This window comes from Sedimenticola selenatireducens (assembly GCF_007625115.1).
Taxonomy (GTDB): domain Bacteria; phylum Pseudomonadota; class Gammaproteobacteria; order Chromatiales; family Chromatiaceae; genus Sedimenticola; species Sedimenticola selenatireducens_A.
This window is the reverse complement of the sequence record NZ_VMNH01000032.1, coordinates 1-21642: the sequence shown is the minus strand read 5'-3', so window position 1 is coordinate 21642 and position 21642 is coordinate 1. Positions and strand designations below refer to the sequence as shown.

The following is a 21642-nucleotide window of genomic DNA, read 5'->3' as shown; positions in this document are numbered from 1 at the left end:
AGGTAGAAAGACAATTTACTGGAGAGCTGTCCGAGTGGCTGACTCGAGGAGTTCCGAGAGAACGTCGCCTTTGGCGACGGCCCCGAAGGGGCGAGGGCGCAAGCCCGAGTAACGAGCACGCCGCGTGCTTGCACCTGAATCAGAAAAGAGATTCAAGGTAGAAAGACAATTTACTGGAGAGCTGTCCGAGTGGCTGAAGGAGCACGCCTGGAAAGTGTGTATACGGCAACGTATCGAGGGTTCGAATCCCTCGCTCTCCGCCATATAGCAAAAACCCTGTAATTACAACAAGTTACAGGGTTTTTTCTTGCCTGTTCCAACCCCCTTAAATCAGCTTTTTGATGAGTTACATGATTCTTCAGTCAATCTCACCTAATTGATCCATCACTTCAAAAATAGCATCAGCTAAAGCAGTGGATTGAGTCACTGATTCCTCAGTCTCTCCTGTGCCTGGGGTTCTCTCCTCAGCTACGGTGATCTGACCATCTTCTGTATCTTCTATTGTGATTGTTATCTTCATTGTTACCTTTCAGAGTGCCTGATTTATGATGAGGAATTATTTGATTATATTGTCCCACCTAATGTAGTCTTGGTCTAACAATATACCCACAGGGAATGTATAGAAGATGTCCCTCATCGATCCTCTGAAGGATGCGGAGAAAGGCTTAGGTGAGCGCCTTAGACAAACCCGCCTATCTGCAGGACTCACCCAACAGCAACTTGCTGACCTCGCTAGAGCTAACCAAGCCGTAATCCAGAAGATTGAGAACGGTAAATCTTTGAGACGAATGCAAAACGGGACATCCAAGTCTCCCTTTTGCACTCGATCTTTGACAGACTCTTATTGTCCCGACCGTCCCAGTTACCAGCACTACGCAACAACATCGCAAGCTCGTTACTGCTCCGGTGCGGTCTCCCGGCGTGACAGAGCGTCGTGTTCATAGTCGATCTTTGGATTCCCTCTGGCGCTATCCGCACGCCGGGTATCCAATATCGCTTCACAACTACCGGGGTCTAACCGCCTCGGCTTTCAGTCTTCCCTGGCGGCCAGTGATCAAACCCACTTATACAGATATAATTATAATTTTCGTGATGCGGGTCACATAATATTGACAAGAAATAAGTTCATATCCTAAACTTCTGTCATCTGAAAAAGGCTAACCGGTTCGAAAGGCCGGGTCGCAAAGCCACCAGTCTAACGGCTTAAAAACCCAGGATAGTGGTCGCTGCCAGACAATCAATATCTACCTATTGATGGGGTAGCGTGTGCCTACGTCAATATCTGATCATTTTGTCTTTCAGCCTTTGCGCACGACTGTTTCATACTCAAAACTATCAGTCCTAACCATCAGTAAAGCCGCTGGTGAAGCCAAGGGTCTTAAATGACATGAAAACACCCCCCCACATCAGCCACTGGGCGCTTCATTGGAAGAACCCATTTAGTGCTATTTCAACAACACTCTATTTTCTGGCTATTGTCATTCTGATCCTGTTTGCGCTGATCGCATGGCGATCGTGGAGTGACTACCGCCTGCTTGATGAAAAGGTAGCGTTAAATCAACTCTCGGCCAACCTGCGGACTGCTTCCGACCAGCTGGCGGCCGAGCGCGGATTCGCCACCGCTGCTATCAACGCGTCCGCTTCTGAGCGAGAAAAATTTCTGGCGGAGGTAGAAAAATACAGGAAAAGCGGGGACGCTATTCTTTTAGATGTGATGAGTTGGCTACAGGCGCAACAAGAGAGGCACGCAGAAAACATCATCATTGACCTTGGACTGCTGCACCTGAAGGAAGCAAAACGCCATATCATCGAGTTGCGAGAACGGGTGGACAGGCATGTTGGCGGTAACTCAGCCGAGATAACCACGGAGGTGTGGTTCAGTGGCATATCAGATGCCATCGGGCATGAACAACATGCACATGAGCTTATTATGGCTAATCAGTTAACGCATAGAAGCATAGACGGCTATGTGGCAATAAAGAACTGGGCATGGAGCATAAGCGAAAACGTGGGGCGGGTACGCGCCCTGCTGACACCCTACCTCATAAACAAACAACCCATACCTGACTTTGTGTCCTTCGAACTTGATAGTTATCAGCGGCAGGCCGAGCACGGGCTTGAAATGCTCCATAAGCTGGACTCGATAGGCTATGTGGACAAACGGGTAATCGACGCCCTTGGTAAAATGCGGGATTCACTGTCAGGGGATTTCAGTGATATTCGCACCAGGATCTACAAGGATGCAGCACATGGCAATTATGAAGTTAACGCAGAACAGTGGCTGGGTAGTGCTACCCAGACCATCGAATCGGTATTGTCTTTTTCCGAGCTATGTTCAGAGATCGTCAAGGAGCGTATCAATGAAGAAAAAGAGCAGAAGCTGCATACCATCGTACAACTGCTGTTAATTACCTTCGTAACGATTTTTCTGGTAGCAATCAGCATCCGCAAGACAAGAGGCGCAGCGAAAAATCTCATCGAAGCCAAACGCACTGCGGAGGAGAGCACGGCGGAACTAAGAACGGAGGTGACATGGCGCAAGAGCGTCGAGGAGAAACTGCGCCTATCAGAGCAGAGCTTCTTGATGCTTGTCATGAAGAGCCCGGTTGGTATTGTTGTTACGGGGTCCGATGGAGCTTGCTTGTTTATCAATGCGGTTGCAGAAAAAATGCTCAACCAGCAGAAAAGCGAACCGCTCACCAACAAGGCCCTCTCCCTCGCGCGCCTGGGTTCTCGGCTAGAGATCGACATCCATCGTGAAGACCACCTTTGGGGCACGGCGGAGGCTGATATAAATGAGACCGTTTGGGGCAATAAAAAGCAGCGGTTGATTTTGCTTCACGACATTACATCCCGGAAAAACGTTGAAAATGAAATTGTACACATGGCCTATCATGACAACCTTACCGGGCTTGCCAACAGGACATTATTCAGAAGTCGTATCGAGCACGCAATCAATCGTGCGAGACAAAAGAACACCATAGTTGCCATTCTGTTTGTCGATATTGATGGTTTCAACGTTATAAACGATACCCTGGGACACGCCATTGGTGACGAGCTACTGGGTAGAATCGCCGGAAAATTATTGACCTGTGTTGATGATGGTGACACGGTCGGACGTATAGGCGGTGATGATTTTGCCGTTCTGCTCGAGGACGTCCAGACCCCGGAGGCGGCGGATGCTTGCGCACAGAGAATACAGAATGCGCTCTCTGAAAAGATTCCTATACGAGGACACTTTATCAATGTAAGCGCCTGCATCGGTATCAGTATGTATCCCAGGGACGCGGATGCCCCTGATCTACTGATGCAGTCTGCCAGCTCTGCCACGTTCCATGCCAAGGAGAAAGGGCGGGGCTCAATTTTGCACTTCAACCCCAGGATGGGAGAAAGATTCACGCATCGACTGGAACTGGAAAGCCACCTGCACCAGGCTGTAAAAAAACGGGAGTTTGAAATTTATTACCAGCCCATGGTAAGTGCCCGCAGTAAAAGGATTATAGGTGCTGAAGCCCTATTGAGATGGAAACACCCCCAACTGGGGGCCGTATCACCGGACACCTTCATACCGGCACTTGAAGAGATGGGACTGATCATCGATCTCGGAAGGTGGGTTATAGAGAATGTTTGTGAACAGAACAAGGCGTGGCAGGAGTCCGGTCTGAGCCATATTGTCACTTCGGTCAACCTCTCTCCGTTACAGCTGGTACTTGAATCACTCACACAAGATCTTCGGAAGATCCTGGCCGATTCCCGGTTATCACCGGAATACCTCGAACTCGAAGTAACCGAAACAGCCCTGATGCAAAGCCCCGAAACCTGCGCAATGATCCTACAGCAGATCATGGCGATGGGTATAAACATAGCTATCGATGATTTTGGCACGGGTTACTCTTCCCTCTCCCACCTGAGGAGCCTGCCCATCAACAAGCTTAAAATTGATCGCTCTTTCGTCATGGATATCCCGCATGATGAAGGTGATATGTCGATTACTCAAGCCATCATCAGCCTCGCGCATAACCTGAAGCTTGACGTGATAGCGGAAGGGGTAGAGACATCTGTCCAACTCGATTTCCTTGGGGAAAATGGCTGTGAAAAGATGCAGGGTTTCTATTTTAGCCAACCCCTCACGGCAATCCAGTTCGAGGCGTTGTTAAATGAACAGGCCAAGGATGACGAGCTGCCCAACAGGCGGCTCTCCATGCTTTGATTTGCCTCGTACGTGTCAAATAGCATTGAAATGCTGGCTGTTGATTTTTGCTTACCAGGGGAGAGGCACACGAATTGACTTTCTCATGACCGCCTACGTATGTTTCAGAGTTCCCCGCGCTCTCCGCCAAGCATAAAAGGATCGCTAATGTGCGATCCTTTTATGTACCTGGAAAAATGACATTCGAACCCTCGATATCAAAAAAGAAGGTTCGATCGCGGAGCGCGAAAGCGCGTAGCAAAGTGACCGCAGGGTATTCATCTCTCGCTCTCCGCCATATTTTAAAAATATCAGGAACGTGATTTAGTTAGCGCCGTTTCAGTAACTATATATACCTGGTTGTTACGATTAACCATTACGATCAGCGAGGGCATGGCTATGGAGTCAGCGCCAAGTATGTATTCACAAACCCGCCTTTTAAAGCGTTGCTCGACTTACTACTTTCGAGCCATGATCCCAAAGCCTCTCAATCCCCTGATTGCGTCTGGTTCTGGGAGATATCCATAAAATAGAAACGTTCGTAATGAAGGATTTTTATATTTCGATAATACTAGAATCTTGAAAATAAATAGTAAGCCGGCTATCATTGGCCCATGAATCAGGATCTCGCCGCCAAACGTTTTGCCGAACTGGGCCACAGCACCCGGCTGGGTATATTTCGCCATTTGGTGAAGTGTGGGCCGAATGGATGCCCGGTAGGCGAGGTGCAGCGCATCCTGGAGATACCGGGTTCAACGCTGTCACACCATATTGCGCGACTGGTCTCAGCCGGTCTGATTGAACAACAGCGGGATGGGCGGGTGCTCTATTGCCGCCCTCAGTTTGATGCGATTGACGAGACGCTGGCCTATCTGATGGATGCCTGCTGCAGTGGAGGTTGTACCGAGTAAAAAAATTTGGGCTTAATATTCGATAATTCTGGAAATATGGATAAGACATGACTTCCGCGTTGAGTGAAAAAATTCTGGATACCGCGCTTTATGCCGGTCAGCTGTTTGTCGAGCTGGCGGTGTTGTTTATCCTGATCAGTGCCCTGGTTGGCGCACTGCAGATCTGGTTGCCGGCGGAGAAGACCCGGCACTATCTTTCTGCCCGTCATGGTCACGGATATCTGATTGGGGCGCTGATTGGGGCTGCAACACCGTTCTGCAGTTGCTCAACGGTGCCGCTCACCCTGGGCCTGTTACGCTCCGGTGCCGGTTTTGGGCCGACCATGACGCTGCTTTTCACGTCACCCCTGGTCAATCCCATCATAGTGACCCTGTTCTTTATCACGTTCGGTCTGGAACTGACCCTGCTCTATACGGGCATGGCAATCAGCATGGCGCTGATCGTTTCTTGGTTGATGGACCGAGCCGGGTTTGAGCGCTACCTGAGGCGCGATCTGTTTCAGCCTGCCCCGCAGTCGGAACCACAATCGGTTACAGTTTCGTTTGATGCCTTACAGCCCAAGGCCAAGGTTGAAGGGGCCTGCTGCTCCGCTCCAGCGCCATCCACACCGGATCTGACGTTGCCGATTGCACCGGATGTCAGTGGGCTGGGTGTAATGCAACCGGTGAGCCACAACATTAATAGACGCATGGCAACGGCAAGACGATTGCTGGTTGAGGCGACCACGCAGTTCCGCAGTTTTCTGCCCCATGTCGCCATTGGTGTGTTGATTGGTGCTGTGGCCCATGGTTTTGTGCCGGATACCTGGCTGGTGACCTATGCCGGGGGGGATAACCTGTGGGCGATTCCGATAGCGGCCCTGGTGGGTGTCCCGTTGTATGTACGCGGTTCTACCATGATTCCCATTGCCCTGACGTTGACCGCCAAGGGGATGGGTATCGGCGCGGTGATTGCGTTGGTGATCGGCGGGGCCGGTGCCTCTCTGCCGGAGATGATCATGCTCAAGCGCATGTTCCACTGGCCGATCATGATCGCCTTTCTGGTATCGGTGTTTGGTATTGCCATCAGTACCGGGTTAATGGCGCAGATAGTGTTGTAAAACCGCACCGCTGTATTTATGCGTGGGTGGTGGTGTGGCCGGAACCTGGTAAGCGCCCTTATTTTCGGGTGCACTGTTTCTTTATTCATGGAGGGATTTGTTTTAACAAGATCCTGAGTGCCATTGATCTATTTATTCTCTTATCGCCTCTGAGTTAAACTTTGGGCATGTCGAAAATACCGAATCCCGTGTCGTCGCATTTAGCGAAGTCTGTTCGAATAACCTATATTCTATTGGGCGGGCTGTTTTTTGGTCTGGGTATGCTGGGTGTTATTTTACCTGTATTACCGACGACACCCTTTCTGTTACTTGCGCTTTGGGCCTTTTCAAATGGCTCAGATACGTTACATCACTGGCTTTACACGCATAAAACCTTTGGGCCAGCCCTTCAGCGTTGGCATCAATATCGAATCATACCGCGACACGCAAAGATCCTTATCGTCTTGAGTATGCTCGGCAGCCTGATTTTTCTGGGTGGTTTTAGTGAATTGTCTTGGCAGATGACTTCACTGGTTGCCATAGTTATGATGATTGTGGCCAGTTATCTGCTGACAAGACCCTCATCGCTACCAGCAGAAGATTGCACCGAATAAATAACAGATTTTTATTCTAAAAAGGAAGGGAGTCATGTCGAACTATACCGCACGTGTAAACTGGCAACGAGGTGATGCACCCTTTCTGGATAATAAATATAGCCGTGGTCATTTGTGGGAGTTTGATGGTGGCGTCACTGTGCCAGCCTCGTCATCACCCCATGTGGTACCGATTCCTCTCTCTGTTGAGGCCAATGTAGATCCAGAAGAGGCCTTTGTGGCATCGCTTTCCAGTTGTCATATGTTGTTTTTTCTTGCGCTGGCTGCCCAGCAAGGCTTTGTTGTTGACGCTTATGTTGATGATGCAGTCGGTGTAATGGGCTTAAATGATCAGGGTAAGACGGCAATGCTTTCAGTAACACTCAGGCCAAACATCATTTTTTCTGGAGAGAAACAGCCTGCTTCGGAGGCGCTGGCGGCACTGCACCACCAATCCCATGACCTCTGCTTTATAGCCAATTCAGTTACAACAGAGGTGGTGATTGAACCGGTCTAAAGTCTCTCAATGATGGAGCTGATTCAGGAACAGACAATTGCTTGCCCCTATTGCGGTGAGGATATTCAGATTCTGTTGGATTGCTCTGTGCCTGAGCAAGAGTATATAGAGGATTGTCAAGTATGTTGCCGGCCCATCATCATCACGCTCTCACTGTCAGATGAACAGATAACCGCATTGAACGTACGCTGTGAGGATGACTGATTGCTCTGCTGTCATTATTTGTTCATAGACTTGTAAATTTCACGTCATATCCCGGCGCTACTCTTCACCACAATCAAGTTGTGGAGATGGACTGTGCTAAACGTCGAACAGGTAATAACTGATCGGTTCCCGGATTTCTTTGAACGTAAACCGAGATTAGTCGCGCAACCACTGGTACGGTTTCTTCGAATGCTGTTTAACGAGCGTGAGATAAACCATTTTCTTGCTGTTAATGAAGGGGTCAAAGGACTCGATTTTATTGAGAAGGTCCTGGATTATTTTGATCTCGATTACTCCCTGATCAGTAAAGAGTTGGAAAATATCCCTTCCACGGGGCGGGTGGTGATTGTCGCCAATCACCCATTGGGTGCATTGGATGCACTGGCGTTAATCCTGATGATCAGTCGTGTAAGAAAGGATATTCGGGTTATTGCCAACGATCTGCTCTCTTCGTTAAGGCCTTTAGATGAACTGTTGTTGCCCGTTGATAATTTTGGCGGTGCCTCGCCAAAATCAAATATCAAACGTATCTATGGCGCCCTTCATAAAGAGCAGGCGGTCATTGTCTTTCCTGCGGGTGAGGTCTCCCGGTTGAGGCCAACGGGTGTGCGTGATGTTCACTGGAAACCGGGTTTCCTGCAGTTCGCCAAGCGCACCGCTTCGCCTATTGTACCTGTATATATTGATGCCAAGAATTCACCCCTGTTCTATGGCGTCTCGATGCTATCCAAACCATTGGCGGCGCTGTTGTTGGTAAGGGAGATGTTTCGCCAACGAAAAAATACCATCGGCTTTCGAGTGGGTGAGGCGATACCTATTCACGCCCTCGGTGAATCGGGTATTAACCACAAGGCGTTAGTGAAGATGCTACGTAAACATCTTTATCGCATGGGCCAGGGTAGGCCAGGTATTTTTGCTACAGAGAAGAGTATTGCCCATCCTGAATCGCGACAAGCACTGAAGAGTGAGTTACGTGAGGCAGAGTGTCTTGGTTCAACTGTCGATGGGAAACAGATTATCCTGTCAGACTGGAAGGCCGATTCCAGCTTTATCCGGGAGATCGGTAGACTTCGTGAGTTGAGTTTTCGCAAGGTGGGTGAAGGAACAGGCCTGCGTAGGGACGTTGATAGTTATGATCAGTACTATAAGCATCTGGTACTTTGGGATGATGAGGCGCTAGAGATCGCCGGCGCTTATCGCTTTGGTGAAACACGATCAATCGTTGAATCGAAAGGTCTGTCAGGACTCTACACCGCCACATTGTTCAAACTTGATCCATCCTTTTCCCAATACTGTATGCAAGGATTAGAGCTAGGGCGCAGTTTTATACAGCCCACCTTCTGGGGATCAAGGGCACTTGATTATCTATGGCAAGGGCTTGGTGCCTATGTGAAACATCATCCGGATGTACGCTATCTGTTTGGTCCTGTTAGCTTGAGTGCGCGATACCCTACCCATGCCCGTGATCTGATCGTCTATTACTTCAGTCATTATTATGGCAGCAGGTTGAATCTGGCTGAATCATATAACCCCTATCGAATCAGTCTCAGTACGCAGCAGGAGTGCCGGTCAATATTTTCAGGTGATGATGCCAAGGCCGATTATCAAGAACTGAAGCATCAATTATCCCTGTTTAATCTGACGGTACCGACACTCTATAAACAATACACGGAGTTCTGTGAAGAGGGGGGAGTGGAGTTTTTGGGATTTGGAATAGATACACAGTTTTCAGATTGTGTAGATGGATTGATTCTGGTTGATCTCACCAAAATGAAAGCAACAAAGAGAAAGCGTTATATCGGAGAGTAAACGTAAAAATACGTCGGAGGATAGCGGTATGGATATGGCAGATAGGGCTGACAAGTTTATTGAAGATCAAATCCTGACATCGGTGATGAAGATTCGTCAGCATGACAATTCACGGAAATTCACCAAGGTTGTACAGAACAAGTCATGTGATGCATGTGGCACTATTATTCCCAAGGCACGACTGAAACTTGTGCCGGGATGTACGCACTGTATACAGTGCGCCAGTAAACAAGAGCGGGAGTGTGCAGGGCTTTTCAGTGCGGGCGATCGACGCAGGATCAACTCAGAGTTAGATGATTATTTACTGAGTGTCTGCTGAGTTGAAGAGTGACACATTTTTTCACTGAGATGATATGCGCCACGGTGAGATTTTAGCAATTTCACCGTGGTGCTGTTTATTCTGCAAGTGGATCTAACAGATAGATTATTTCATGCAGGCGTGTGATCCCTCTCTGTTTGAAGCGGGTGTTCTTTTCAAGAATATCCTCAGTCAATAGCGTGCTGATCTGGAAGCTATCTGCGTAAAAATTGCGTACTTCATTATCGGTTACTGAGAAGGGTGGACCCTTCATCTCATCCTGCGGGTATTCCATCGTGATCAGTAACGTGGGGCGTTTTGCGGGAAAGAGTTGTAGAATCTTTTCAGCGTAGGCTGGACGCATAGCCGGTGGCATGGCAATGAGCGAGGCACGATCGTAGATCGCGTGACAGGCCATTACCTCTTCAGACGACAGCGAGAAGAAGTCGCCACAGAGTATGACCAACTCATCACAGGACCAGCGCTGAAAGCCCTTTTTAGTGGTGATTTCAGCCTGAAGATTGTTTTCACGAAAAAAATCAGCGACGGCTATTGGGCTGATCTCGATACCCAGTACAGAGTAGCCTTGCTCCAGTAGCCAAAGCATGTCGCGACTCTTCCCACAGAGTGGCACAAAAACACAAGCGCCTTTGGGCAGGTCTAACTTCGACCAGTAGGTTTGTAGATGACTGTTGATCTCATCCTGATGAAAACCAATCTGGTTGCTCTCCCAGCGGTCATGCCAAAATTGTTTTTCCATAATCGGCCTCAATAGCAAACGGATTGCCGTGTTTGGTGTATGTCTTTAGATGGAGAGCCAGTCAGTCGGTTTCAGATACCGCTCATATAATAAGGCTTCTTCAGTGTCAGGGTCAGGTTGCCAGTCATAGCGCCATTTAACGAGCGGTGGCAAGGACATCAGAATGGACTCTGTTCGACCGCCACTTTGCAAACCAAACAGCGTACCCCGGTCAAATACTAAGTTGAATTCAACATAGCGTCCACGGCGGTAGAGTTGGAAGTCACGCTGGCGGTCACCGTAAGGCTGATCCTTGCGGCGTTGTAGAATGGGCAGATAGGCTTGGGTGTAGTGGTTGCCGACGCTCTGCATAAACTTAAAGCAGGTGGCAAAATCCCATTCGTTCAAATCATCAAAAAACAGGCCGCCAATGCCTCGGGGTTCTTTTCGATGCCGGAGGTAAAAGTAGTCATCACACCACTGCTTGAAGCGAGGATATGTCTCTTCGCCAAAACCTTCACAGGCATTCTGTGCCGTTTGATGCCAGTGCCGACAATCCTCATCATTCCCATAGTAGGGCGTAAGATCAAAGCCACCACCGAACCACCAGATCGGATCCTCATCTTCGCGCTCAGCAATAAAAAATCGCACATTCATATGTGAGGTTGGCACATAGGGATTGAGTGGATGAATTACGAGTGACAATCCCATGGCCTCAAAGGCCCGCCCGGCCAGTTCAGGACGGTGTGCGCTGGCGGATGGGGGTAGGCTCTCACCCATGACATGGGAGAAGTTGACACCGCCCTGTTCGATGACGGCCCCGTTTGTGATAACCCGGGTGATACCGCCACCACCCAGACCATGCTGTCCATCACGCTGCCACTCATCGATGTCAAAGCGGGAAGAACCATCTTCCTGCTCCAGCGCTTCGCAGATCTGTTGTTGGAGTTGTAACAGGTAGTCAATGACAGCAGCTTTATTCGGTATGCTCATGTCGAGATGCGTTCCTGATCTTTGGGGTTACATGCCATTGCCAAACTTTTCATGATACGTGATGCCACTATTACGCACGCCAGTTAATGCGATAGCATATTGGTTGAGCAGTGCCAGTGACCATGCAATGCGCTCCCTGAAATAGCTATCGGCATCGGGATTATTCTCGGCCGGATCGTCGTTCAACACGCGTTCTACATTTCTCACAATAATTTGCTCGGGAATGTAGCAAATACGGTTGTTCTTATAGCTACTCATTCTCAGTTCAGCCACTGGATAGGCACCGCCATCACCGGATGAGACCGTCACGATCATCGCCGGTTTATGCCCAACCTCCTGTTTACTGCAGAGCAGAAACAGGTTTTTCAGGCCAGCAGGTACTTGACCGTGCCACTCGGGTGAGATCACTACAAAGGCATCACTGTTGTGAAACAGTGTCTGCATAGGTTCAAGGATCTCTTTCCAGTCAGGGCTTCCCTCCCAGATGCTCTGATCCCAGAGTGGTAGGGGGTTGCCGGCCAGGCTGAAGATCTCCGCCTCATCACAATAATCCGATGATAACAGTGTCCTCTGAATATGTTTTGCCACCTTCATGCTCTGTGAAGGCTCACGATGACTCCCGCTGATTATGGTCACTTTCATGTTACAACTTTCCTGCTGCTATAAAATGCCCACGAATTGTGGGCTGTTAATAACCAACGATAATGGTAGGTTATAGGGATGTCAAACCTAATGAGCCATGCTGATGCCCGCTACAGTAAGAACACTTGAGAATCTCAACTTTGATAACAGTTACACCCGCTTACCCGAATACTTTTATCAGCGTATTGATCCGAGTCCTTTGGAGTCAGCTCACTTAATCAGCATTAACCCGCAGGTGGCGCACTTATTAGACCTGGATCCAGCAACGCTGGATAGTGACTCATTGGCCCACTATTTCGGTGGACATGCAAATCTTCCCGGCGCTGAGAGTATTGCAATGAAATATACCGGGCACCAGTTTGGCGTCTACAACCCTGATCTGGGTGATGGGCGCGGGTTATTACTGGGGGAGGTGGTCAGCCATTCAGGGGAGCGTTGGGATCTGCATCTGAAAGGGGCGGGTAGAACGGCTTACTCGCGATCTGGCGATGGCCGTGCAGTACTCCGTTCCAGTATACGGGAGTATCTTGCAGGAGAGGCCATGCATGGCTTGGGTATACCAACAACCCGCGGGCTCTGTCTCGTGGGCAGTAAGGAACAGGTGTTCCGCGAGCAGATAGAGCACTGTGCAACCCTGCTGAGGGTCAGTCGTTGTCATATCCGGTTTGGGCATTTCGAGCACTTCTTCTATCGCGGTCGTCCCGACGACCTCAAGCGGTTGGCTGATTACTGCATTGATCGCTATTTTGTTGCCGCTAAATGTGCAGATAACCCTTATCTTGCCATGTATCAAGAGATTGTTGCGCGCACCGCACGACTGGTGGCCTTATGGCAAAGCTATGGTTTTGTGCACGGCGTACTCAACACGGACAACATGTCGATATTAGGGGAGTCATTTGATTACGGTCCTTACACTTTCATGGACAGCTACCAACCCGCCTACATAAGTAATCATACTGACCAGCAGGGCCGCTATGCCTTTAATCAACAGCCTGGCATTGTTCACTGGAATCTTTCCTGTCTGGCTCAGGCGCTTCTACCACTAATACCGCGTAAAGCACTTGAGATCGAACTAGAGCATTATCCGGAGCTGTTTGAACAATACTACCAGGAACGTATGCGCGCGCGTCTTGGATTGTTGAGGCCGCAAGAAGGGGATGCCGCACTGATCAATGATCTGTGTGAATTGATGAGTGCGCTAAAGATTGATATGACGCGTTTTCTCCGATCGCTTAGCAGTTATGAGGGTTCGGCCGATGCACAAGACGCGCTATTTGCAGTCGTTACTGAGACGCCAGAGTTGAGTCGTTGGCTTGAGCGATACTTATGCCGGGTTGAGCAGGAGGCGGCGAGTTTTCCAATTCGGGAGAAACAGATGCAGGCGGTCAATCCAAAATATATTTTACGCAACTATATGGCGGAGGAGGCGATTCGTGAGGCCCAGGAGGGCAATTACAAGCCTGTGAATGATCTGCTATCGCTGTTAAGGCATCCCTTTGGTGAGCAGCCAGATTATCAGGTGTATGCGGGAGAAATACCCGATTGGGCCGGCTGGATTTCGCTCAGTTGCTCCTCTTGAGTCTATTCTATCAGGCTACAGAGATCTCAAGATTCCGTCGTCGTTTGCAGGCATGGATACCCTCTGGAAGATTTTTTCTGCCGCCTATAATCAGGGTTCGGTCAACCCAGTTTCTGGCAGAAATCTTCTGTCCGTTAAGTTCTTTTCCATCCAGGTGACGGATTACCTTAGTAGCCGCTTTTTCAGGGTAGACATCAATCAAACCATGGTACTCAATTCCTCCGGTATCGACATCGAGTATCCTGATGAGATTACACTTGGCTACAGTCGCGCCGCTTCCAAAGGGAAAAAACCAGGATGGCTTAATGGCTTTTTGTACCAGTGCCAACAGGTCCTGGCGCTGTATACCATTGGGTACATAAGGTATGAATATTTTCATCTCTTCCCTGTGAGGTTATTGAATGCTACGGGGTTAGTATAACGTATTAGATGCCGGTGAAATGTGAATTAATAGACTCATTTGTAACATCTGGTGACAGAGGTATAAACATACTACGGGGTTTTTGGCGTGTGGGTGCGGAATGCACTAATAGGGTGTTTTGAGAACCCCTTAGTTGGTTGAGGCCACATCCAGTTGCGATAGAATCATTTCAAATTTTTCAAACTTGGGATGGGCTTGTAACCAGATGTCATTCTGATAGACATGACCCTCGGCATCCAGTTGGTAAATGGGCTCATAGCCTGACTCTGCTAAGCTCTTGATATCGTCATAAAGGTTATCCAGTACCAACGACTGATCCCCTTTGCCGATGATTAAAACCATGTGCGGTACGCCCTCCGGCGTGTGCACATAACTCAGTCTGAGTTGGTTGGCTGGAAAGGATTTCCGAAGCGCCGGATCGAGCATTTTGGCAATGCTGATGTCTTCGCAATCGCCCGTGCGGAGTTTGATTGTCTCATTTGGCGATTGCCAGTGATCTCTTAGCGAATCAGGCTTATAGGTGATGAAACGATTCCAGCTTTTATTAATATCCGCCAGATCAGTTTTAGTCAGTTTTTCATGAATACGTTTCTGCTGAACTTTCTGGTGAGCCGTTTGATTCTTCAGCTTATGCGTGGCACAGCCGGTGAACAACGCAGGTGCTGCTAACCCAATGAGTAGAAAACGGAGCAGTTTCTTCATTTGTTTAATACCTTTAATACTGCAGGTTTAGAAGGTGAATGACCTCACTCATACAGTAATTGTAGTCAGCTTAGCAAAACAAGGTTTATTATTCCACATATCGCTGGCTCAGTAAGTCAGTGTATTAATTAACAAAATTAGGATTAAGATGTTGCTTTATAGAGGGCGTCTGTCTAATCTCCGCGATAAATAACCCTTTATTTCGGTTGTTCTGCGGTATCGGTTGCAGCGCACTGCAAATATTGTTTGTTAAATAGTCCACTCGGGATGAGACGATACAGATTATCAACCGCACTTTTTGGCACAGTGGAAATAGCGCATGGATACTTCGGAATTTGGTTTCTGGGCAATGCTGGTTTTTTGGGGCAGTGCGATTGGGGGTATTGCACTTGGCATCAGTTGGGCCAAAATGAAAGGTCGCAATCCGGTAAATCGTTCATTGCTGGAAAAATCACTGCAAAAGCGTCTTGATGCAGGTGAGATCACGCCAGAGATATTTGAACAGAAAATTGAAGAACTCAATAGGAATAGTCACTAGTAGGCATCACGCTTCAAGGAGAAAGTAATGAGTCATTATTCTCAGGGATCTGTTAATGGGCAGTGTTTGTGTGGTTCCGTGAAATATCGGGTAGATGAAATTGGTGAAAAGATGGCGCATTGCCACTGTTCCATGTGTCGTCGTTTTCACGGCGCCGCATTTGCAACCTTTGGTGAAGCGCGTAAAGAGGATTTTCATTGGGTGGAAGGGGAGCATCTCTTGCAAAGTTATAAAGCGCCCAATGGTACGGTAAGAAGGTTTTGCTCCGTCTGCGGATCAAGCATGACATTTGCCCCGGCCAATGATTCGGGTGATCTGATTGAGTTCACGCTGGGTACGCTGGTGGATCAGCCTGCTCTTACGCCGGATGCCCATATCTTTATTGGTTCCAAGGCCAGTTGGTATGCCATTGAAGATAGCCTGCCTCAGTTTGAAGAGGGCAGGGATAGCAAGCAACTCGTTTGATCGACTGAAATATTTGAATAGGTGTAATGATTACCCTGAGCGATGGGCTCGCTCAGGGTAGCGAGGTGCATTAATATGCCGGCGCATCGGCCTCATAACGCAGTCCTTTCTTCTCCGCCTGTTCTTTCACCGCGCTAAAGATCTTATAATCCAGCGAGGCTTCTGCATCACCGCGTTCGGCGACTTCACTTTTTATGAAGGTAGAGCGTTGTTTCGCAAGTTTATCGATCTGTCTCTTCAGTTCGTCACGTTTAGCGGCTTTCTCCTTAATGACAGCCAACTGCTCAGCAGGGGCCATGGCCTGCATTGGCGCGGGCAGCTTCTCTGTTTCAATGCTGCTGATATCCACCCGACCACTGGCTACATCATCGACCAGTTCACCCTTGCCCAGAAAGTTATCCTTGCCGCTTTTGGATGCGTTAAAGGTGGCGCGTCTTGCGCGTGACTCAACGGATGAAGAGGCGTGGAGTTTTTCTGTGGCATCCAACTTCTTCTGCTGTTTCAGTTTCTCTTCCCGACTGCCATAGTAGAGTCGGGTCTTGTCCAGCTCTTCTGACAGCTTGGCAATCTTTGCATCGAAGGGTGTGGAGATAGCGAGGGCACTACCAGTCTGCTCTACCTGAAAATAACTGCCGTTACCGAGCTGGGCTATCTGATTCCATTTCTGCAGTGTGGAACGATCTTCACCGCATTGAATGGTGTTAATGACAATGCCATTCTGTTTAGCCAAGCGAATGGTTTCCGGATATTTTACGTCATCCTGATAGTCCATGTGTGGAGGGGCATCGCCGACCAGAAAGACAACTTTGTAAGTATCTTTATCATCACTCCAAGACATACGCGTGACGGCATCATTCAACGCCTGATTGACGCTCTCTGGGCCATCGCCCCCGCCCGCTGCTTTGAAGTCCATTAGTGCGGCGTACATGCTATCCAGATCTCCGGATAGATCCAGTACCTGGGTAACGTAACTGTCGCCTCGATCACGATAGGCCACTAGACCCATGCGGATCTGTGGGGCCGATTGTGCGGAGGCCATTGAGCTGGCGATTGACCAGATCTTCTCCTTGGCCGCTTCAATCATGCCGCCCATGCTGCCAGTGGTATCGAGTGCAAAAACCACTTCGATGACCTTTCGTTGCTGTGTGATGTTGTGGATCTCGGTAGGGGTGATGGGTTTGACTTCGATGGGTGTAACAGCCCCAATGCTGTTATACACAGGATAGAGTGTTACTGCACCAGCTGTGGCAGCGAACAGTGAAAAGGCAATGAGTTTAGCTTTCATGATACGGATCCTCGATAATTAATTAAGCGATGAGAGGCGGCGAAGCGCCGCTTCTGCGGCCTGCTCAGCCCGGTGAAAACGATCAGCGGATGGAATGTTGTTATCTACAGATGACACGCGCTTTTTCAGGTCTGACGGTATGGCGGTAAACAGGGCCTGGAGTAGAAAGAAGCACCAGATACTTAGAAAGATACTGCCGGTATGAACAGCCGCCCAAACGGCCGCCGCCAAACTCAGTCCACTCAAGCCAAAATCTGTTAATGCTGAGAAAAGGCTTGTATAGAAGTAGAGTGAACGAGTAAGCCATATCAGACCGATATGCATTAATAGGTAGAGTGTGAGTGGTGGATTAATGATCCAGATGATGACGGCACTGATGCACCAAGCGGATAGAGTGACGATGCGTCCCAGTCGCTCTCGGCTCCGTGAGAACAGATAAAGGGTGTAAAAGAGGCCGAGTCCTGCAACCAGTAGTTTGACCAGTTGCAGGTTTTCCATCATGGGCGATACTGTCGTGAACAGGATGGAACTGCCAACACTGGCGATAAGGGCAACGGCTACACCTTCCAGGAATGTTGGGTGCTTCATGACCGACTCCTCTTCTGCTTTTCACGCAGAAAGGCGATCTCGATATCCGCATCCTGTATCGTTGGCGTACTGATCTCCTGATAATCCTTTGAGGAAAAATCCTGCTGATTTTCATCCAGTAGTTGTGACTTCTGCCGCATGCTTTCGAGTTGGATGCGGTTTTCCTGGAGGCGTTGAGCAAGCTCAGACACTTTTTGGTGCAGGCTGTGCTGACGGGCTTCTAGCTGTTCAGAGAGCTGCTCGGTTTCAAGTTTTCGACGAATCAACTTCCGCGCCAGCGCCTCTTCTTCAGAGTGAAAGCAGATATCTAACTCTACTTCCATCGCATCCAGCTTTTTTTGGCAGACCTGCTGTCGACTCTCTAATTGACTTAATTCATGTTTGAGTAACTTGTTGCGTTGCTCATCTTCCGCGTGGGCGGCCTCCATTTCCCGGATAGCTTGTTTTAAGAGCAGGTCCGGCTCTTCAATGCGATCTAATACAGCATGCATGTCGGCTCGAAAAAGACGGGAAACCCGGTTGATCAGTGCCATAACGTACCTCCAGTGATAAGTGCTGTTTGATTGTGTAGGTACAGTCTAGGGGTGTGGTGTATTCGGTTGTAGACAGGGTTTGGTAAAAATATGATGGGATGATTTACAAAAAATTTACATGCTGATTCGGTTATAAACTGATAGGCTTTCCTCTATCCTGCAATCCACTGGGCTTGGTAGATTGAGAGAGTATTATGACGCGCAAGATACGCCTGTTAATTGTTGAAGATGAGGCCGCAATACGCACAGGCCTGATTGATCTGTTTGTGTTTCATGGCTATGAGGTGAATTCCACAGCGGATGGTGTAGAAGGGCTTAAATTGGCCTTGAGTGGACAGTATGACCTGATTCTGCTGGATGTGATGTTGCCGGGAATGAACGGTTTTGATATTTGCTCCGGTATACGCGAGCACGATAGAGAACAGCCCATTATCATGCTCACGGCTAAAAGCAATGATGAGGACATTGTCCAGGGCCTTGCGCTGGGTGCCGATGATTATGTGGCAAAACCCTTTTCTGTTGCGCAATTGGTTTTGCGTGTGCAAGCCGTGCTACGTCGCTCAGGTATTGGTGTCTCGCTGGAGAATCAGATCCACTTAGGCGATGAGTTGGTGCTGGATTGTCGTAATCTCTCGGGAACGCTTCAACAGACAGCACTCACATTTACCCGTCGTGAGATGGACATTCTTCAATATCTTCATGCTAATGCAGAGCGTCCAGTATCCCGGGATGAGTTGCTTACCAAGGTATGGGGCTATGCAAAGAATCTGGAACTGGAGACAAGAACGGTTGATATTCATATTGCCAAGCTGCGGCGTAAAATTGAACCTGATGCCGCTAATCCCCGTTACTTGGTCACGGTTCGCGGTGCGGGCTATCGGCTGATGGCAGAATAGTATGGATTTAGGTAGCCGACTCACGGGCCTCAATAAATCTCAACTGCGGCGTTGGATGCTGCTGTTTTTTCTGGCGCTGCTGATTCCGTCTGGCGTATTGATTCAGCAATCCTACAGTCAGTTGAAATGGGAGGCCTTTCACCGGTATCGGGTACAGGCTGAAGAGTTGACGGGGCGTATCAACAATCAACTGAATAAACTGGTCGACAGTGAAACGCTTCGTTCATTCACCGATTACAGTTTTTTGGTTGTGGCGGGTGATACTACAGCTAATTTTTTACAGCGCTCTGCCTTATCAGCTTTTCCTATAAACAGCGATATCCCCGGGATGATTGGTTATTTTCAAGTCGATGATCAGGGGAGTCTCACCACACCACTACTCCCCGCACAGCTAAAACAGGCCGATCGCTATGGCATAGCTGCAGAAGAGTTGATGGCCAGACAGTCACTGCAATCTAGAATGCAACAGATACTGAGTCAGAATCGGCTGGTTGTTGGAGGCACTCCGGGGCGGTTGATGGCTACCCCTGAGATTAAGTCAAAACCGATACGACCGGATACTTCAGTTAGTTTGGAAAGCGCTGCGCCAGCAGAATTGGCTAACAAGTTGGAGTTGAGGGCTCTAAAGGATGTCGTTCCAGAGCATGAAGTTGAGGGGTATGCAAAGCAGGAGGCCCGTGCGCCGACCTTGCAAGGACAGGCGGCGTTTGACCAACTGAATAGGGCAGATGTTCAGCGCCAGCCGGCTAAAAAGCAGATATTGTCAAAAAGCATTGGTCGAGTTGAAGATCTTAAATTGGATAAGCGCTACGAAGCCAAGCTCGCAGAAGAGCAGGCCATAACAGCGTTGAAGGAGAAGCTGTCACAGCAAGAACAAAGCGCTATACGTAGAGAGCGCAGTGTTATGCCAGCTCCCAGTGCAGTGGTGGAACAGGATGAAGCGGTTGCCGATTCGTCCGCCATGGTGCAGTCAGGCGTACGTATCAATACCTTTGAGAGTGAGATTGATGCCTTTGAGTTCAGCCTGCTGGATAGTGGGCATTTTGTCCTGTTTCGTAAAGTGTGGCGTGATGGGCGGCGCTATATTCAGGGGATGTTGATTGAGCAGGGGCCTTTTCTTGAATCACTCATAGCCGGTAGTTTCAGCGAGACGGCATTGTCTGAGATGAGTGAACTGTTAGTGGCCTATCGGGGCGAGCTGATTCGTACCTTTGGTGGTAAACGATCAGATCGCTACTACGCCAGTGTAGAAGAGCTCTCGGGTGCGCTGCTTTATCGCAGTTCGCTTTCAGCACCCTTAAATGATCTGGAAGTGATTTACAGCATCAGTCATCTGCCAGCGGGTCCAGGCGGTCAGATTATTAACTGGGTTGCCGCAACCTTGATACTGATTATGTGTGGTGGCTTTTATCTCATGTATCGACTTGGCTTGAGACAGATCGCCCTGGCTCGGCAGCAACAGGATTTTGTCTCAGCCGTCAGTCATGAGTTAAAGACACCGCTGACTTCAATCCGCATGTATGGCGAGATGCTGCGCGAGGGGTGGGCCAGTGAAGAGAAGAAGCGCGTTTACTATGATTATATCCATGATGAGAGTGAGCGGTTAACGCGACTGATCAATAATGTACTGCAACTGGCGCGCATGACACGCCATGATCTGCAGCTGGATTGTCGTCCGGTCACTATTGCTGAATCGATGGATGGTATTCGCTCAAAGATCACCTCACAGGTTGAACGCGCAGGATTTGAGTTGAATCTAAACGGTGATGCCGCAAACAGCGATCGCCAAATTCTGTTGGATGGTGATAGCTTTAGCCAGATTGTAATCAATCTGGTCGATAACGCGATCAAGTTTTCAGCCAAGTCAGCAATCAAGCGTATCGATATCAGTGCCACGATAGCGCGTGATAGTCAGGTCGTTTTTACCGTTAGAGATTATGGTCCCGGTGTGCCGAGGGATCAAATGAAAAAGATCTTTCGACTCTTCTACCGCACAGAGAACGAACTGACACGTGAAACCATCGGTACGGGAATCGGCTTGGCGTTGGTGAGTCAGCTTACGTTGGCCATGAAGGGGCGGGTGGATGTGATCAACCAGCAACCGGGCGCTGCATTCAGGGTGTCATTTCCGCTCCTGCCCCCGAAGGATGAGCGTTAGAAATTTAGAAGTTATCTGGAAAACGCGCCTATTAGTTTTAAAGCTATCTTCTGCTGCATTACAGGCGGTTGATACAGCAGGGGGCAGAGAGCAATAAAGGCTAATATTAGGAACAATTGCTCTCTGACCCGAATGCCACATCCGTTAAACTACGGGGAGCTTTCCCCCGTCCCCTTTAACTACAATTAATGCGGTGTGTAATAAACACCATGAATATAATTGTAGAGATCATCAATCACGATCTCTTGTTCGCTGATAATGCTCTTCACCACATCACCAATGCTGATCAGGCCAATCAGTTGATTGCCTTCCATCACGGGTAGATGACGTATCCTTTTATCGGACATGATGGCCAGACATTCATCCAGTTTTTTCTTTTTATCTACATAGCAGACTTCATTGGTCATCACTTCCTTGACCAGTGTCTCCTTGGATGATTTTCCCTTGATGATAATCTTTCGGGCGTAGTCGCGTTCTGAAAGGATGCCTATCAGTTTCTCATT

General features: G+C 48.9%; 24 protein-coding genes, 1 tRNA gene and 1 riboswitch. Of the genes, 15 read left to right on the top strand and 10 right to left on the bottom strand.

Annotated elements, in window-relative coordinates:
* Positions 1-175: 175 nt before the first annotated feature.
* A tRNA-Ser gene (locus FHP88_RS18175) sits at positions 176-263 on the top strand.
* 95 nt (positions 264-358) lie between these two features.
* Here the strand turns inward: FHP88_RS18175 and FHP88_RS19265 are convergent.
* A complete protein-coding gene (locus FHP88_RS19265) occupies positions 359-520 on the bottom strand; it encodes a hypothetical protein (RefSeq protein WP_186297795.1) in 162 nt (53 codons plus the stop codon).
* 106 nt (positions 521-626) lie between these two features.
* Here FHP88_RS19265 and FHP88_RS19595 point away from each other — a divergent pair, with 106 nt between their 5' ends.
* The 9 genes from FHP88_RS19595 to FHP88_RS18130 all read left to right on the top strand — a co-directional run bounded on the left by FHP88_RS19595 (position 627) and on the right by FHP88_RS18130 (position 9621).
* Complete coding sequence (locus tag FHP88_RS19595; protein ID WP_144360534.1) at positions 627-944, top strand: helix-turn-helix transcriptional regulator; 318 nt, start codon at positions 627-629, stop codon at positions 942-944.
* 201 nt (positions 945-1145) lie between these two features.
* A riboswitch (cyclic di-GMP riboswitch) is annotated at positions 1146-1234 on the top strand.
* A gap of 153 nt (positions 1235-1387) precedes the next feature.
* Entirely contained in the window at positions 1388-4210 is a 2823-nt protein-coding gene (locus FHP88_RS18165) for a putative bifunctional diguanylate cyclase/phosphodiesterase (RefSeq protein WP_144360532.1), read from the top strand.
* A 593-nt stretch (positions 4211-4803) separates the two neighbouring features.
* The gene (locus tag FHP88_RS18160) at positions 4804-5100 is read left to right on the top strand and encodes an ArsR/SmtB family transcription factor (RefSeq protein ID WP_144360530.1); all 297 of its coding nucleotides are present in this window, start codon (positions 4804-4806) and stop codon (positions 5098-5100) included.
* Positions 5101-5147: 47 nt separating this feature from the next.
* Positions 5148-6200 carry a permease gene (locus FHP88_RS18155; protein WP_144360528.1) on the top strand — a complete coding sequence of 351 codons (1053 nt, stop codon included), beginning with the start codon at positions 5148-5150 and terminating at the stop codon, positions 6198-6200.
* A gap of 167 nt (positions 6201-6367) precedes the next feature.
* A complete protein-coding gene (locus tag FHP88_RS18150) occupies positions 6368-6793 on the top strand; it encodes a YbaN family protein (RefSeq protein WP_144360526.1) in 426 nt (141 codons plus the stop codon).
* 34 nt (positions 6794-6827) lie between these two features.
* A complete protein-coding gene (locus tag FHP88_RS18145; RefSeq protein WP_144360524.1) occupies positions 6828-7289 on the top strand; it encodes an OsmC family protein in 462 nt (153 codons plus the stop codon).
* A gap of 9 nt (positions 7290-7298) precedes the next feature.
* On the top strand, positions 7299-7493 hold the full coding sequence (locus FHP88_RS18140) for a CPXCG motif-containing cysteine-rich protein (protein ID WP_313957299.1): 195 nt from the start codon (positions 7299-7301) through the stop codon (positions 7491-7493).
* 93 nt (positions 7494-7586) lie between these two features.
* Entirely contained in the window at positions 7587-9302 is a 1716-nt protein-coding gene (locus tag FHP88_RS18135) for a GNAT family N-acyltransferase (protein WP_144360522.1), read from the top strand.
* A gap of 28 nt (positions 9303-9330) precedes the next feature.
* Positions 9331-9621: a TraR/DksA C4-type zinc finger protein gene (locus tag FHP88_RS18130; RefSeq protein ID WP_260843367.1), complete on the top strand. Its 291-nt coding sequence runs from the start codon at positions 9331-9333 to the stop codon at positions 9619-9621.
* Positions 9622-9697: 76 nt separating this feature from the next.
* Here FHP88_RS18130 and FHP88_RS18125 read toward each other — a convergent pair whose 3' ends face one another.
* Genes FHP88_RS18125 through FHP88_RS18115 form a run of 3 tightly spaced genes read right to left on the bottom strand, consistent with a single transcriptional unit; the run spans position 9698 to position 11974 of the window.
* Entirely contained in the window at positions 9698-10360 is a 663-nt protein-coding gene (locus tag FHP88_RS18125; RefSeq protein WP_144360521.1) for a thiopurine S-methyltransferase, read from the bottom strand.
* Between the two features lie 45 nt (positions 10361-10405).
* The gene (gene hemF / locus FHP88_RS18120; RefSeq protein WP_144360519.1) at positions 10406-11332 is read right to left on the bottom strand and encodes an oxygen-dependent coproporphyrinogen oxidase; all 927 of its coding nucleotides are present in this window, start codon (positions 11330-11332) and stop codon (positions 10406-10408) included.
* Positions 11333-11359: 27 nt separating this feature from the next.
* The gene (locus FHP88_RS18115) at positions 11360-11974 is read right to left on the bottom strand and encodes an NADPH-dependent FMN reductase (protein WP_144360517.1); all 615 of its coding nucleotides are present in this window, start codon (positions 11972-11974) and stop codon (positions 11360-11362) included.
* A 103-nt stretch (positions 11975-12077) separates the two neighbouring features.
* Here FHP88_RS18115 and FHP88_RS18110 point away from each other — a divergent pair, with 103 nt between their 5' ends.
* Entirely contained in the window at positions 12078-13553 is a 1476-nt protein-coding gene (locus FHP88_RS18110; RefSeq protein WP_144360515.1) for a protein adenylyltransferase SelO, read from the top strand.
* 10 nt (positions 13554-13563) lie between these two features.
* Here FHP88_RS18110 and FHP88_RS18105 read toward each other — a convergent pair whose 3' ends face one another.
* Both FHP88_RS18105 and FHP88_RS18100 read right to left on the bottom strand, forming a co-directional pair.
* The gene (locus tag FHP88_RS18105) at positions 13564-13932 is read right to left on the bottom strand and encodes a hypothetical protein (protein WP_144360513.1); all 369 of its coding nucleotides are present in this window, start codon (positions 13930-13932) and stop codon (positions 13564-13566) included.
* 171 nt (positions 13933-14103) lie between these two features.
* Positions 14104-14676 (bottom strand): transglutaminase-like cysteine peptidase, encoded by a 573-nt coding sequence (locus FHP88_RS18100; RefSeq protein WP_144360512.1) that lies wholly within the window; start codon positions 14674-14676, stop codon positions 14104-14106.
* Positions 14677-14995: 319 nt separating this feature from the next.
* On the opposite strand from FHP88_RS18100, the gene FHP88_RS18095 reads away from it, so the two are divergent.
* A complete protein-coding gene (locus tag FHP88_RS18095; RefSeq protein ID WP_144360510.1) occupies positions 14996-15214 on the top strand; it encodes an SHOCT domain-containing protein in 219 nt (72 codons plus the stop codon).
* A gap of 27 nt (positions 15215-15241) precedes the next feature.
* Positions 15242-15679, top strand: coding sequence for a GFA family protein (locus FHP88_RS18090; RefSeq protein WP_260843366.1), 438 nt, complete (start codon positions 15242-15244; stop codon positions 15677-15679).
* A 70-nt stretch (positions 15680-15749) separates the two neighbouring features.
* Here the strand turns inward: FHP88_RS18090 and FHP88_RS18085 are convergent, their stop codons facing one another.
* From FHP88_RS18085 to FHP88_RS18075, 3 genes are read right to left on the bottom strand one after another with little or no spacing between them, the layout of a single operon-like run.
* Positions 15750-16964 (bottom strand): vWA domain-containing protein, encoded by a 1215-nt coding sequence (locus tag FHP88_RS18085; protein WP_144360508.1) that lies wholly within the window; start codon positions 16962-16964, stop codon positions 15750-15752.
* An 18-nt stretch (positions 16965-16982) separates the two neighbouring features.
* The gene (locus tag FHP88_RS18080) at positions 16983-17552 is read right to left on the bottom strand and encodes a hypothetical protein (protein ID WP_144360506.1); all 570 of its coding nucleotides are present in this window, start codon (positions 17550-17552) and stop codon (positions 16983-16985) included.
* Positions 17549-18085 carry a PspA/IM30 family protein gene (locus FHP88_RS18075; RefSeq protein WP_144360504.1) on the bottom strand — a complete coding sequence of 179 codons (537 nt, stop codon included), beginning with the start codon at positions 18083-18085 and terminating at the stop codon, positions 17549-17551. Before FHP88_RS18075 ends, FHP88_RS18080 begins: the two co-directional genes overlap by 4 nt.
* 194 nt (positions 18086-18279) lie before the next feature.
* On the opposite strand from FHP88_RS18075, the gene FHP88_RS18070 reads away from it, so the two are divergent.
* A complete protein-coding gene (locus tag FHP88_RS18070) occupies positions 18280-18981 on the top strand; it encodes a response regulator transcription factor (protein WP_144360502.1) in 702 nt (233 codons plus the stop codon).
* A 1-nt stretch (position 18982) separates the two neighbouring features.
* Complete coding sequence (locus FHP88_RS18065; protein ID WP_144360500.1) at positions 18983-21139, top strand: sensor histidine kinase; 2157 nt, start codon at positions 18983-18985, stop codon at positions 21137-21139.
* Between the two features lie 185 nt (positions 21140-21324).
* Here FHP88_RS18065 and FHP88_RS18060 read toward each other — a convergent pair.
* Positions 21325-21642: CBS domain-containing protein (locus FHP88_RS18060; RefSeq protein ID WP_144360499.1), on the bottom strand; the 318-nt coding region annotated here is incomplete at its 5' end.